Below are 13,779 nucleotides of genomic sequence, written 5' to 3' on the forward strand. Positions count from 1 at the left end.
GGGAAACGTAATCCGTGTTCGATTGCAGGAATAGTTTGCGGCAGGTTCGGGAAAAAAACAGCAAGAGGTGATTGAGATGATAAACCGAAGCTTAGGCATTTCGTGTGGTCTTGTGATTGTATTAGCCGGATGTTCGGAAACGACTACTAAAGATTCATCAAAAACAGTTCCCAAAACATCGGAAACGGTCAAAAGTGATATCATTTTTAAAAATTTAAGGACACCATGGAATATTGAGAAAAACCAAGAAGTGTTTTATATTACCGAACGGGAAGGGACAATTGTCAAAGGCACTGAAGGAAACTACAGCCGGACGGATCTCGAACTGACCGAACCGGTTGTTGCGCAAGGGGAAGGCGGACTGCTTGGGATGGCGCTTGATCCGGACTTCTCAAAGAATCGAACAGCATATGTCTATCATACGTATGAGAAGGATGGCGCGCTCTGGAACCGCATCATAGCGATTAAGGAAGAAAAGGAATCCTGGAAAGAACAACGGGTACTGCTCGATAAGATCCCCGGTGCCACGATTCATAACGGTGGCCGCATCGAAATAGGACCGGACGGATTGTTGTATGTCACGGCCGGAGACGCGGCAGTCCCTGAAAACGCTCAAAAACTCTCTTCGTTATCCGGAAAAATTCTCCGGATGAAACTCGATGGAAAACCGGCGGACGGGAATGTAAAAGAGTACATCTACAGTTACGGTCACCGGAATCCACAAGGTTTGGTGTTTGTCGACCAAACCCTGTATGCAACGGAACACGGACAGAACGGACACGATGAAATTAACCGGATCGAACAAAAAAATTACGGGTGGCCGTTGATTGAAGGAACGGAAAAGCAACAAGAGCTCGTCACACCTTGGTATGAAGTGGGCGAAAAATCAGTTGCGCCGAGCGGAGTAGCGGAACAAAACGGGAAACTGTATTTCGGGACGCTGGTCGGTCAAAGTCTCCGGTCGATTGAGACGGAGTCGTCGAAAGTGGAACAAATCGTGACGGATCGCGGGCGCATTCGGGACGTGATGACGGACGGGAAGGAACTTTATTATGTGACGAACAATACAGATGGACGAGGAAATCCGTCGGATGAAGACGATGTGCTGGTTCGTCTTAAGCCATAAAAAAACTACTTTGATCATTCAAAGTAGTTTACCATCTTTTTTTAGTTGTCGCCCATGTCGGATAAAGATTAAAATGTCCGGTTTCTTGGCGCGCGATGGTCCGCTCAGTGACACGTTCATGACATTCATCGCATATGTAGACGCGTACCGGTTTATTTCGCAGTCTTTTTGCTGTAAAGGACCAATCATCGATGGTTTCTCGTTTATCGCAGATGGTGCATTTGACACGCATGGGAGGTCCCCCTTTTTTTCTTAGTATATCATATTTAAGAATTGTTCAACTTGAAAAAGGGATGCGAATATATAGTATCGAATAGTAATAAAATAAGGAACAGAGGGGGTGGTACCATGGCAAATAAAGTGGAACATCGTCTGAGTGAACAGCAGATGAAGGCATTAACAGATTTACCGCTTGTGTTTTTAATCACACATGATCAGAGCAAAAGCTGGCCGATTACACATGCCATCAGTTGGGTGTATGCAAAAGACGAAACAACGATTCGCTTTGCGATTGAAGCAGATTCATTACTTGTCAAAACGTTAGCTGACCATCCTGTTTTTACACTTATTTTCTTTGCTGATCAGTCGACGTACAGTTTAACATGTACGGATGTCGCAGCCTGGGAAACGACAGCACGCTTACCGTTAAAGGTAGCGCTCTATGAAGGACAGATAAAAGAGGTCCGCGATATCTTATTCTACGGAGCCGCTGTGTCGGACCGGCCGCGTGTGCATAAAACGTACGATGAAGCAGCCGCGATGCAACTTGATCAACAAATTCAAGACATTTTAAAAGGATAACATTCATCAAAACTCGACTCTAAAGGAGCGAACGATGGAATGAAAAAAATATATGTGCTCGATACCAATGTCATGCTACATGATCCATTGTCTCTGTTTCAATTTCAAGAGCACGATGTCGTGATTCCGGCCATAGTCTTAGAAGAATTGGACGGAAAAAAACGAAATATGGATGAAGTCGGTCGAAATGCCCGGGAAACGGCACGGATTTTGGATCAATTGCGGGAAACGGGACACCTCCATGCCGGTGTTCCACTCGGGAACGGCGGAATTCTTCGGGTCGATATTGGAGATTCCATCAGTGAAGTGTCACCGTTTACGCATGAGTCCAACGACAATAAGATTCTGGAACTCGCCTGGTCGATTCACCGGGAACAAAAAGAACAGCAAAGCGGACGGGATGTCATCCTTGTTTCAAAAGATATCCTCGTCCGGGTTAAAGCGGATGCTTACGGATTAGTCGCAGAAGACTATTTGACCGATCACATCGCTGATCTGACCGGACTATATACGGGTTTTGTGGAATTGACCGTCGACCAAGAATACATCGATGCGTTTTATCAGGATAAACGATTATCGGTCGATGTTCTTCCGGAAAAAGTACATCCGAATCAATTCGTCATTTTAAAAAGTAATATGTCAAAAGCATCGGCAATTGCCGTCGTCGATCAGGAATTGCCGATCATCCGGGCTTTATCACTCGATATCGATCAAGTCTGGGGTGTCGTTCCGCGGAACGTTCAACAGCGGATGGCATTTGAACTGTTGCTTCGGGATGATGTGCCGCTTGTCACACTTGTCGGGAAAGCGGGAACCGGAAAAACATTACTGGCACTCGCAGCAGGGCTGTTACAGGTGGAAGATGAACACCGGTATAAAAAATTAGTTGTTGCCCGTCCGGTCGTACCGATGGGGAATGATATCGGATATTTGCCGGGAGAAATGGAAGAAAAGCTCCGGCCCTGGATGCAACCGATTTATGATAACTTGGAACATCTGTTCAATACGAGTTCCGGTGATGAGCTGGGGAACATTTTGGCAGGAATGAAATCGATTCAACTGGAAGCCCTGACTTACATCAGAGGTCGGAGCATGCCGGGACAATTCATCATTATCGATGAAGCGCAAAACCTGACGAAACACGAAGTGAAGACGATTTTGACCCGTGTCGGTGAAAACTCGAAAATTGTATTGGTCGGTGACCCGCAGCAAATTGATCATCCGTACCTGGATGAATATTCAAACGGATTGTCTTATGCAGTCGAGCGGTTGAAAGGTGAAAAGATGACAGGACATGTCAAACTGGTGAAAGGCGAGCGGTCAAGTCTGGCTCGTTTGGCAGCCGACTTGCTGTAAGCTCAACTACAAAAAAAGCCGTTCTGTTTCCTTCAAGTCAGAAGAAACAGAACGGCTTTTTGTCGTTTCCGGATTACACGACAGTGATGCGAGTAACGGAGCGGACGATTTGATCACGATAAAGCAGATGGACAGGACCGTCGCTTAAAACTTTTCCGTCTTTTGAAAACTGTAAGTACAGTTCCGGTAACGTACTGAGATTGAGCTCGACTGTTTCTGTTCCTTCAAAGCTTAGCGCGGAGGCACCTTCAAGTGTCTCGGCATTTTGAATGAACGGTGCAAGCGGCATGGCAAACGTTCCCCGTAAGGCAGCATCTTTTTCTTCGCGCGTCATCGGTTTGTTGTGGTCCGTTCGACTGCCCTCTGTGATCCCTTTATCCCAAGCAGCCCCCATCTTGGCATAATAGGCTTCTTGTGCGTTATCCCCGACTTCTTTTCCAATATGGTCGACTTCAATCTTCCGTTCATCGAAGATCCAAACCGTCGGGTCGATTGTGAGTGGATAGCGGACGTTACCTGTAATCGGAAAAATCATCATTATTCCCCCTAAATGTATGAGTCGTGCAAATCCATTATACCGAAACGTTGAATTGTTGGCGAAAGTAAGGTAAAGTTTAGCTATAACAGGAACGCGTCATTTGATGAGGAGGGATTGGATTGTCAACTGAAATCGGGACAGTTCATCGCCAGCGCGCTCTTGAGCTACTAGAAGCGGATGCCCATAAAATCCGCCGGTTGATCGAGGTCCAGCTTGCGAATTTAACGATGCCACAATGTCCTCTTTATGAGGAAGTATTGGATACACAAATGTTCGGATTGTCACGCCAAATTGATTTTGCCGTTCGTCTCGAACTGATTGATGCGAGTGAAGGGAAACAATTACTCGACTCATTAGAACAGCAATTATCTGATTTACATGATGCGGAGACGTGCTGATTTTCTACTCAAACGTGAAATGCGGCGTTTGGGTATTTTTTTTTAGAACTAGGAATTAGAAAAAGGACGTGTACATAATGCAATCGAAGTTTAAGGAAAAACGTGCGTTTTTTGATTATCGCCTCTTCTTCACGATGCTGATCCTGATGGCCATCAGTACGGTGATGGTCTACAGTGCCAGTGTCTGGAACGGCGGCGATTACGCGAATACCTCATTTTTTGAAAAACAATTGATGTTTGACGTGATGGCGATTGTTGTCTTTTTGTTTGTCGCTCATTTAAATCATGAGACGTTCCGAGGACCGCTCGCTCGGTTGGGTTTATATCTCATTACATTCGGGATGTTGACGGCAACTCTGTTTGCTGCCCCGTTGAACGGAGCACGTGCCTGGTTAAATTTTGGGATTTTTTTGATTCAGCCGATTGAGCTGTGTAAATTTGTACTTGTCATCGGTCTCGCCAACTACTTTGATCAAAAACATAAAGGACAGATGAACGGTGTGATTGGGATTGTCCATCATTTCATTCATCGGCAAATCGCACCCGATTCATCCGGCAAACGGATTTTGCTTAGTTTTACGGACTGGATCTTGATTCCGATGACCGTGTTGTTGGCTCCTTACGCCATTATTATCCGCATGCAGCCGGATGACGGAGGATTGTTTATCCTTCTTTTGATTTCGGCCATGATTCTTTTTGCAGTCGGCTTGCCGCGCGGGTATATCGCTGTTGCCATCGTATTTGCATCAGGAGTAGGTCTGTATGCCTGGAACAATTTTTCCGCCAATCAGATGGAACGGATTCAAGCCATCTTCAATCCATTTTTAGATGCCGAAGGAAAAGGGTATCAACTGATTAATTCGGTCATCTCGATCGCTCATGGAGGATTCTTCGGAGTCGGTTTGGGGAACAGCTTTCAAAAGTACGGTTATCTGCCGGAGCCGGAGACCGATTACATCATGTCAATCATCTCGGAAGAACTCGGATTCGTCGGGGTTCTCGTTGTTCTCGGACTGTTGTTCTTTTTAATGTGGCAAGGGGCGCTGATTGCCCGGCAATCTGCTTCGATTTATTCGAGTATGGTGGCGTTCGGCATTTCGTCGATCATCTTTATCCAAACCGGTATCAATATCGGGGCGATGTCCGGTCTGTTTCCGGGGACGGGTGTGACGTTACCGTTTATCAGTTACGGCGGGTCTTCACTGCTTGTCATGAGTACGATGCTTGGGGTCGTGGCAAATATTTCGATGCAAAACAAGCACCGGATAGCGTATCATAAAGAAGTACAGGAAGCACGAAAGATGAGTGCTACGAGTTCATTACCTAAAGGGGGAGCATCAGTTGACTAAAATCAAAAAGATTCTTGTCGCCAACCGCGGAGAAATCGCGATTCGCGTATTCCGTGCGGCAACCGAACTCGGGATTCGGACAGTCGCTATTTATTCACGAGAAGATATGGGGTCGCTTCACCGGTACAAAGCCGATGAAGCGTACCGAATCGGTGAGGGAAAAAAACCGATCGAAGCATACCTTGATATCGAAGGAATCATCGAGACTGCCAAGAAGGCACAATGTGATGCAATCCATCCAGGTTACGGATTTTTGTCAGAAAATATTGAACTCGCTACTCGCTGTCGGGAAGAGGGGATTATCTTTATCGGTCCCCGAGAAGAACATCTCTACAGCTTCGGTGATAAAGTCCGTGCGCGGACGACAGCCATCGAAGCCGGTTTACCCGTTATTCCGGGAACGGACGGTCCGATCACATCGATTGATGAAGCGTATGCTTTCGCTGAAAAAGCCGGTTATCCATTAATGGTCAAAGCTTCTCTAGGCGGCGGCGGACGCGGGATGCGTGTCGTCCGGACAGAAGAAGAGTTGCCGGAAATGATTGAGCGGGCAAAATCGGAAGCTTTAAAAGCATTTGGTTCAGATGAAATTTACGTTGAAAAATTGATTGAACGTCCGAAACATATCGAAGTTCAAATCATCGGGGATGCCCACGGCAATATCGTTCATTTGTTTGAACGCGATTGTTCCGTGCAACGCCGTCACCAAAAAGTCGTCGAAGTCGCGCCGTGTGTCACGTTATCGGACGAAGGACGCCAAAAGATCTGTGAAGCAGCGGTAACGTTGATGAAGCATGTCGGCTATGAGAATGCCGGTACGGTTGAATTTTTAGTGACACAAGACGAGTCCTTCTATTTCATCGAAGTCAATCCGCGTGTTCAAGTCGAACATACGATTACGGAAATGATTACGGGCATTGATATCGTCCAGACACAAATTCGAGTCGCGGAAGGGGAATCACTACATAGTGACCTGGTGGGTATTCCTGCGCAAGAAAATATTCAAATGTTAGGTTTCGCCATTCAGAGCCGGATTACGTCCGAAGACCCGGAGAACGGCTTCCTGCCGGATACGGGAAAAATCAAAGCATACCGTTCACCAGGCGGTTTTGGCGTTCGTCTTGACGGCGGAAATGCCTATGTCGGTGCTGAAATCTCGCCTTATTACGATTCCTTGCTCGTTAAGATTTCGACACACGGCTTAACATACGATCAAGCCGTTGCTAAAATGAGCCGAAACTTAAGCGAGTTCCGGATCCGGGGAATTAAAACCAACATCCCATTCTTAAGTAATGTTCTGAAGCACCACGCGTTCATCAGCGGAGATTACAATACATCGTTTATCGACGACACAAAAGAATTGTTCATCTTCCCGAAACGACAAGACCGTGGTACGAAGTTGCTGACATATATCGGAGAAGTATCCGTCAACGGTTTCCCGGGAATCGGCAAGATTGAAAAACCGCTTGCCCGCGACGTCCGGATTCCGAAAGATCTTCCGGCTGACTATCAAGCAGGTGCGAAAGCGATTCTTGATACGGAAGGCCCGCTTGGTGTCATCAACTGGCTGAAAGCACAAGAACGGGTTCAATTGACAGATACGACTTTCCGTGATGCGCATCAGTCGTTGCTTGCGACACGGATGCGGACAAAAGATTTAGTGGCAATTGCCGAGGCGGAAGCCAAACTGTTGCCGGAACTGTTCTCAGTAGAGGCCTGGGGCGGTGCAACGTTTGACGTGGCATACCGTTTCCTGTCAGAAGATCCGTGGGTTCGTTTGATGCAGTTGCGTGAAAAGATGCCGAATGTGTTGATTCAGATGTTGTTACGCGGAGCCAATGCAGTCGGCTATAAAAACTATCCGGACAATGTCATTCATGCATTCGTCAAGGAAGCCGCGCAAGCGGGTGTTGATGTGTTCCGGATTTTCGACAGCTTAAACAATCCTGAATCCATTCAGCTGGCCATCGATGCCGTCTTGCCGACGGGTAAAATCGCAGAAGCAGCAGTTTGTTATACAGGCGACTTGTTTGATGCGAACCGTCCGAAATATCATCTTCCGTATTACGTTAAACTGGCGAAACAACTCGAAGCGAGCGGTGCCCATATCATTGCCATCAAAGATATGGCAGGTCTGCTGAAACCGGAAGCTGCCTACGCATTAGTCTCGGCGTTAAAAGATGCTGTTGATTTGCCGATTCATCTGCATACGCATGATGCAAGCGGGAACGGCATTTACACGTATGCCCGAGCTGTTGATGCCGGTGTCGATATCGTTGACGTCGCCGCTTCAAGTATGGCGGGACTGACAAGTCAGCCTGCCGGAGGAAGTCTGATTCATGCCCTCAGTGGTCACAAGCGTCAACCGCTCGTTTCGGCACAAAAATTTGAGGAAGTGTCGGATTACTGGCAGGATGTGCGCCACCTCTATCAAGCATTTGAACTTGATATGTTAGCACCGAACCCGACGGTCTATGATCATGAAATGCCGGGCGGTCAGTATTCGAATCTTCAACAACAAGCGAAAGCCGTTGGACTCGCGGATCGCTGGTCGGAAGTCAAAACGATGTATGCCCGCGTCAACATGTTGTTCGGCGACATCGTCAAAGTGACACCATCTTCGAAAGTCGTCGGTGATATGGCCTTGTTCATGGTCCAACACCATCTGACGGAAGAAGATGTTCTGGAACGTGCCAGCAATCTTGACTTCCCGGATTCTGTCGTCGAATTGATGAAAGGCGAGCTGGGTACGCCACCGGACGGTTTCCCGAAACAAGTCCAAGCGGCAATCCTTAAGGGCGTTGAGCCGTTGACGGAACGTCCAGGGAAAATGATGGAGCCACTCAATTTTGATGCCATCAAACATGAGTTGTTCGAGAAACTGGAACGTCCGGTAACGGAATTCGATGCTCTGGCATATGCCTTGTATCCGAAGGTATTCCTTGATTACAGTTCGTATGTCACACGTTACGGGGATATCTCCGTTCTCGATACGAGTACGTTCTTCCACGGCATGCGTCTCGGGGAAACAATCGAAGTCGAAATCGAGCGTGGAAAAACACTGTACCTGAAGTTGATTCAAATCGGTCAACCGGACGATCACGGTGTCCGTGTCATCTACTATGAGATGAACGGCGTCCCGCGTGAAGTCGAAGTAAAAGATATCAGCATCAAAGAAAGTTCGTCGAGCCGTCCGAAGGCCGATCGTTCGAACCCGAAACAGATCGGTGCTTCGATGCCCGGCAGCGTCTTGAAGGTCCTGGTCGAACCCGGTACCCGGATTCGTAAGGGAGAGCAGCTGCTTGTGACGGAAGCAATGAAAATGGAGACGACGATTCAAGCACCAGAAGACGGTGAGGTTAAATCGGTTCATGTCAAAGAAGGCGAAGCTATCGCGAGCCAAGATTTATTGATTGAATTCGTGTAATGCATAATATGTAACGCAGGATAAATACAGGGTGACGAAAACAGGCAAAACGCATGGCGGATTGCCTGTTTTTCGTTCATCGTTAGTTGATGGAGGAATGAATATGAATATCATCTGTTGGATTCGAAGTGATTTTCGGCTCGAGGACAATCATATGCTGGCACGAGCGGTCGACTATCTTGAAAAGGACGAACAGGCAAATGTCGAGTTCGTTTTCTGGGTGAACCCGGACTACATCGGAGAGTATGATGCGAGGCAACAGTATTTTTTTCAGGCACTCGAACATTTCGCAAAAAACTGCAAGACCCATGATATGCCGATCCGTTTCATTGAAGGACAGGAAAAGGATTTTCTCGAAGCAACGGAAATCGCTGATGTTCTGTTGTTTAACGCCGAGTACGTCGAACCATTCAAGAGCCGTGACGACGGCATCATGAAAAAACGGGGCGATAAAAAAACGGAACGGTTGCTTGACCGCCATCTGCTTCATCCGCATGCCGTCAAAAAAAATGACGGATCCTATTACAAGGTATTTACACCGTATAAAAATGCTTTTTTGAAGAAAGATGTCGATAAACCGTATCCGGTCAAGCTGAATCTTTTAAAGGAACGTTATCACAAACGGCGGCAGAACAATGCCTTTATGCTGGATTATTTTAAGCGGGCGGCATCAGACACCGACTTCGCGGTCGGGGAAGAAACGGCTCGAAAACGTTTACGATCATTCCTTAAAAATAATTTATCTGCTTATGAGGAGCAACGGGATCTGCCGGCCGTCGACGGAACAAGCCTGATGTCCCGATATCTGCGGACTGGTGAAATCGGAATTCGGACGATTTTTGATGCGGTCCAGCAGGAACAGGATTCAAAAGGAAAACAGACCTATCTGACGGAATTGATCTGGCGGGAATTTTACTACACGATTCTCATGCATTATCCGGAATCCAAACGACTGCCGGTTAATGAACAGTATACGAAGATTGAGTGGGAAACGGATGAGAAGGGATTCAAAGCCTGGGCAGAAGGGAAAACCGGGTACCCGATCGTCGATGCAGCGATGCGTCAGCTCAATACGACTGGATGGATGCATAACCGCCTGCGAATGATTGTCGCATCTTTTTTGACGAAGGATTTATTAGTCGACTGGCAAAAAGGAGAACGCTACTTCCAACAGAAACTGGTGGACTATGAAGCAGCGTCGAATATCGGCGGGTGGCAGTGGGCGGCATCCGTCGGTACGGACGCTGTGCCGTATTTCCGTGTCTTCAATCCGACGACCCAGTCGAAGAAATTCGATAAGGATGGAACGTTCATCCGTACCTATTTGCCGGAACTGAAGGATTTGCCGAAAACATCGATTCATGAACCGACGGAACAACAACGAAAAGACTACGATTATCCGATGCCGATTGTCGAGCACGATATGGCCCGGAAACGAGCGATTGCCCGTTTTAAATAAAGCGTATAAAAAAGGGAGGCGGATAGTTGAAAAATCCGCTTCCCTTTTTAGTTGAAGGTTTAATCAGCGCAGTCTAGAATCCTTTTTTCGGGTCCGGAACGCATGGTAAGCGAGATACGAAATGACTCCGAAGTAGCAGGTGATCAGGAACGCATGTAATAAAGGCACATACGTCGCATGTCCGCCGAGCACGATCCAGGCACCGGTTGCGACCTGACACGAGATGAAGAAAGTTGCGAACAGCATACCTGTCCGTGATGTCCGGTGTTTGAGGCGAATCGCCGTATAGTGAACAAACAACGTATAGAAGAACAGCAGTCCGGCCAGAATCCGGTGAATCATCTGAACCCAGGCTTCAAACGTCATCGTCGGTTGCGAACAGACCGGCCAGCCGACACACGCATACGTCGCGCCGACGTGGCGGACAAAAGCGCCGGTATAGACGACGACTAATGTATAAACCAACAAGCCGTACAGCAGTTTACGCAAGAACGCTGGGACCGATTCCCTGAATTCTTGACCGGGTCGTTCCATGATTAAAATCGTCAAGATGAGTAAGGAAGCAAAAGAAATCAAGGAAATACCGAAATGTAAGGCCATGACGAGATCGGACTGTTGCCAGACGACAGCGCCCGCACCAACGATTGATTGAATCAACATAAAGATAAAGGCAAGGAAAGCAAAAATCTTTATATCGAGACGATCTTTGAAAGCGACGAGTGTCCACAGGCATAAGGCAATGATCAATAAACCAACGACTCCCGTCACAGCGCGGTGACTATACTCAATCATCGTTTCGACACTAGGGTTAGTCGGAATCAGTTCACCGTGACAAAGCGGCCAATCGGTTCCGCATCCGTTTCCGGAATCCGTTTTCGTGACAGTTCCTCCCATGAGAAGAACAATCATCATTGTGAATGTGACAAATGCTGAAAAAATCGAAAGTTTTCGATTCAAACGCAGCCACCACCTTTCTAGGAAAAATACATGATACTTGAAATACCTAGCAATAGTATCGCATAAAAAATATCGAAACGCTTGCAATCTTTTAGAAGAACGCTATTCTAATATTAGGTAAATATGGTGAACTGTGAGGTAAATCACATACATTTCACATTTTGTTCATTATGTCGAAAGTATTTTCATACGTCATGACCTTGAATATGTGGTATCTTTTATAGAGAAAAGGACGTTTCGTGGCGTGTCTGTGTTATTTCTGTGAAGAAAATACGTGTATCCTACGTACAGAAAGAGCACAGGCGGTTAGAAGGAGGAAACAACATGGCGAAAGTAAACGGGGAGACCCTGGACATCATGATCGAGCAGTCGGATCAGCCGACGTTCAAGGACTATGTCTCCCTAGCAAAGATGGGAATCGTTCGTGCGAATCTCATCACTGTCTTCGCAGGTTATGTCGTGGCAGCATCATACTTAACGGATGATGTTCTACTCTACTTGTGGCAGACGAAGTTGACATTATTGTGGACGCTTCTCGGAAGTGGTCTGGTCATTGCCGGTAGTTGTTATCTCAATAACTACATCGACCGTGACATCGATTATAAGATGGAGCGGACGATGGGGAGACCGAGTGTAACCGGTAAGATGGACGGGCAACGGATATTGGCATTAGGACTTGGCATACTGGCTACCGGTACCGTCCTGTTGCTGATCGTTAACCATGTCGCGGCAGTTTTCGGATTGATCGGTTCGTTTGTCTACGTCGTCATCTATACGATGTGGTTGAAGCGGACACATACGATCAATACAGTCGTAGGTGGTATTTCAGGAGCAGTGCCACCGATCATTGGATTTGCGGCAGTCACTCCGACACTTCATATCGATGCATGGATTTTGTTTCTCATCATGTTCGTATGGCAACCGCCTCACTTCCTTGCGCTCGCCATGAGACGGACGGAAGAGTACCGCGCTGCCGGTATTCCAATGTTACCTGTCGTCAATGGTTTTGCGATCACGAAACGACAAATTGTATGGTGGATTGCAGTTTTACTCCCATCATCACTTCTCCTTGCGCACTACGGCATCATTTATATGCTGGTCATGGCTGTGCTCGGCGGATACTGGCTCTACATGGGACTGAAAGGTCTCAAAATCAAGGAAGAACAAGCTGAGATTAAGTGGGCTTCGAAGATGTTTTTCTTCTCGCTCTTTTATTTCACGGCTTGGATCGTGACGGTCGTACTCGTTTCTCTCTAAAACGATTTGACATACTTCACGGACACCATTGAAGAAAGAAAAAAATTGGGGAAAAGAAAGTGGGGATGGTTGTGAAAAAATCAGGAAAAATGCTCTTCCGGCTTCTTCCGATCGGTTTGATGGCATTATTGTTATCAGGTTGTGGAATCCCGGAATTGTCCGCACTACAGCCTCGCGGGGAAGGCGCACAAATGCAACTTGAAATCATTAAGCTCAGCTTATGGGTCATGTTGTTTGTCCTTGCGATTGTAGCAGTCATCTATATTTACGTACTTATGAAATTCCGTCGTAAAGCTGGAGACAACACTGTTCCGAAACAAGTGGAAGGAAATCATACACTTGAAATCATTTGGACAGTCATTCCGATTCTCTTGTTAGTCGTTCTTGCCGTACCAACCATCAAAACGACGGTTGAATTAGCAGATGCGAAAGAAGCGAAGAAAAATGAAGTCATCAACGTTACAGCCAACTTGTACTGGTGGGAGTTCGAATATCCAGACAAAGGTGTTTCAACAGGACAAGAACTCGTTATTCCAGTCGGAAAACGTGTCGCTGTCAACTTAACTTCAAAAGACGTCATCCACTCATTCTGGGTACCGGCTCTTTCTGGTAAGACAGATACAAACCCGGGTCTCGATAACGAGATGTGGTTACAAGCACAAGAAGCCGGAACATACTACGGTAAATGTGCCGAGTTATGTGGACCTTCACATGCATTGATGGACTTCAAGGTCATCGCGCTTGAGCAAGATGATTACGATGCATGGCTTAAAGACATGAAATCAGCTAAAGAAGCAGAAACAAAACAATTGGATGCAAAAAACAAAAAGAACTGGACGACTGGCGAGCAAGTTTACGCACAAAACTGCCTCAGCTGTCACGGTGGCGGGAAAGTCGCGCCAAGCTTAACAAACTTTGGTGATCGTCAGCGTATCGCTGGATACCTCGACCATGACAAAGAAAATCTCGAAAAATGGATTCGCAATCCGCAAAAAGAAAAACAAGGAACAAAAATGCCTGGTTTCTCTGAAGATAAGATTAGCGATGAAGAGTTAAGCGAACTTGCAGACTACCTATTGGACAAAAAGCTCCAATAATATTTAAGGGGGAA

The 13,779-nt window shown here is 46.8% G+C and carries 12 protein-coding genes; 9 read left to right on the top strand and 3 right to left on the bottom strand.

What is annotated here, in order from left to right; genetic code table 11:
- Positions 1 to 76 precede the first annotated feature (76 nt).
- A complete protein-coding gene (locus KNQ07_RS01205) occupies positions 77 to 1,126 on the top strand; it encodes a PQQ-dependent sugar dehydrogenase (RefSeq protein WP_214763621.1) in 1,050 nt (349 codons plus the stop codon).
- A 28-nt stretch (positions 1,127 to 1,154) separates the two neighbouring features.
- Here KNQ07_RS01205 and KNQ07_RS01210 read toward each other — a convergent pair whose 3' ends face one another.
- On the bottom strand, positions 1,155 to 1,358 hold the full coding sequence (locus tag KNQ07_RS01210; RefSeq protein ID WP_012370868.1) for a YlaI family protein: 204 nt from the start codon (positions 1,356 to 1,358) through the stop codon (positions 1,155 to 1,157).
- Positions 1,359 to 1,474: 116 nt separating this feature from the next.
- Here KNQ07_RS01210 and KNQ07_RS01215 point away from each other — a divergent pair, with 116 nt between their 5' ends.
- Complete coding sequence (locus tag KNQ07_RS01215; protein ID WP_214763625.1) at positions 1,475 to 1,927, top strand: PNPOx family protein; 453 nt, start codon at positions 1,475 to 1,477, stop codon at positions 1,925 to 1,927.
- A 39-nt stretch (positions 1,928 to 1,966) separates the two neighbouring features.
- Complete coding sequence (locus KNQ07_RS01220; RefSeq protein ID WP_012370866.1) at positions 1,967 to 3,283, top strand: PhoH family protein; 1,317 nt, start codon at positions 1,967 to 1,969, stop codon at positions 3,281 to 3,283.
- Positions 3,284 to 3,356: 73 nt separating this feature from the next.
- Here the strand turns inward: KNQ07_RS01220 and KNQ07_RS01225 are convergent, their stop codons facing one another.
- A complete protein-coding gene (locus KNQ07_RS01225; RefSeq protein ID WP_214763630.1) occupies positions 3,357 to 3,818 on the bottom strand; it encodes a hypothetical protein in 462 nt (153 codons plus the stop codon).
- Between the two features lie 122 nt (positions 3,819 to 3,940).
- On the opposite strand from KNQ07_RS01225, the gene KNQ07_RS01230 reads away from it, so the two are divergent.
- The 4 genes from KNQ07_RS01230 (at position 3,941) to KNQ07_RS01245 (ending at position 10,454) form a co-directional block, all read left to right on the top strand.
- Complete coding sequence (locus KNQ07_RS01230) at positions 3,941 to 4,219, top strand: Fpa/YlaN family protein (protein WP_014970798.1); 279 nt, start codon at positions 3,941 to 3,943, stop codon at positions 4,217 to 4,219.
- A gap of 77 nt (positions 4,220 to 4,296) precedes the next feature.
- Positions 4,297 to 5,568 (top strand): FtsW/RodA/SpoVE family cell cycle protein, encoded by a 1,272-nt coding sequence (locus tag KNQ07_RS01235; protein WP_214763631.1) that lies wholly within the window; start codon positions 4,297 to 4,299, stop codon positions 5,566 to 5,568.
- The gene (locus KNQ07_RS01240) at positions 5,561 to 8,995 is read left to right on the top strand and encodes a pyruvate carboxylase (RefSeq protein WP_214763633.1); all 3,435 of its coding nucleotides are present in this window, start codon (positions 5,561 to 5,563) and stop codon (positions 8,993 to 8,995) included. The genes KNQ07_RS01235 and KNQ07_RS01240 overlap by 8 nt, the downstream gene beginning before the upstream one ends.
- A 103-nt stretch (positions 8,996 to 9,098) precedes the next feature.
- Positions 9,099 to 10,454 (top strand): cryptochrome/photolyase family protein, encoded by a 1,356-nt coding sequence (locus KNQ07_RS01245; protein WP_214763638.1) that lies wholly within the window; start codon positions 9,099 to 9,101, stop codon positions 10,452 to 10,454.
- 63 nt (positions 10,455 to 10,517) lie between these two features.
- On the opposite strand, the gene KNQ07_RS01250 is transcribed toward KNQ07_RS01245, so the two are convergent.
- Positions 10,518 to 11,411: a COX15/CtaA family protein gene (locus KNQ07_RS01250; protein ID WP_214763644.1), complete on the bottom strand. Its 894-nt coding sequence runs from the start codon at positions 11,409 to 11,411 to the stop codon at positions 10,518 to 10,520.
- Between the two features lie 324 nt (positions 11,412 to 11,735).
- On the opposite strand from KNQ07_RS01250, the gene cyoE reads away from it, so the two are divergent.
- Together cyoE and coxB are read left to right on the top strand one after the other, a co-directional pair.
- A complete protein-coding gene (gene cyoE, locus KNQ07_RS01255) occupies positions 11,736 to 12,668 on the top strand; it encodes a heme o synthase (RefSeq protein WP_214763646.1) in 933 nt (310 codons plus the stop codon).
- 65 nt (positions 12,669 to 12,733) lie between these two features.
- Positions 12,734 to 13,765, top strand: a complete 1,032-nt coding sequence (gene coxB, locus KNQ07_RS01260) for a cytochrome c oxidase subunit II (protein WP_012370858.1) — start codon at positions 12,734 to 12,736, stop codon at positions 13,763 to 13,765.
- The last annotated feature ends 14 nt before the right edge of the window (positions 13,766 to 13,779 follow it).

It is taken from the genome of Exiguobacterium sp. s145, assembly GCF_018618835.1.
GTDB classification, from domain to species: Bacteria; Bacillota; Bacilli; order Exiguobacteriales; family Exiguobacteriaceae; genus Exiguobacterium_A; species Exiguobacterium_A artemiae.

What these genes read in the sequence shown, in the direction of transcription:
- KNQ07_RS01225 (WP_214763630.1), bottom strand. Translation starts at nt 3,818, where the DNA reads ATGATTTTTCCGATTACAGGTAACGTCCGCTATCCACTCACAATCGAC.
- KNQ07_RS01245 (WP_214763638.1), top strand. Translation starts at nt 9,099, where the DNA reads ATGAATATCATCTGTTGGATTCGAAGTGATTTTCGGCTCGAGGACAAT.
- KNQ07_RS01235 (WP_214763631.1), top strand. Translation starts at nt 4,297, where the DNA reads ATGCAATCGAAGTTTAAGGAAAAACGTGCGTTTTTTGATTATCGCCTC.
- KNQ07_RS01210 (WP_012370868.1), bottom strand. Translation starts at nt 1,358, where the DNA reads ATGCGTGTCAAATGCACCATCTGCGATAAACGAGAAACCATCGATGAT.
- coxB (WP_012370858.1), top strand. Translation starts at nt 12,734, where the DNA reads ATGGTTGTGAAAAAATCAGGAAAAATGCTCTTCCGGCTTCTTCCGATC.
- KNQ07_RS01205 (WP_214763621.1), top strand. Translation starts at nt 77, where the DNA reads ATGATAAACCGAAGCTTAGGCATTTCGTGTGGTCTTGTGATTGTATTA.
- cyoE (WP_214763646.1), top strand. Translation starts at nt 11,736, where the DNA reads ATGGCGAAAGTAAACGGGGAGACCCTGGACATCATGATCGAGCAGTCG.
- KNQ07_RS01215 (WP_214763625.1), top strand. Translation starts at nt 1,475, where the DNA reads ATGGCAAATAAAGTGGAACATCGTCTGAGTGAACAGCAGATGAAGGCA.
- KNQ07_RS01220 (WP_012370866.1), top strand. Translation starts at nt 1,967, where the DNA reads ATGAAAAAAATATATGTGCTCGATACCAATGTCATGCTACATGATCCA.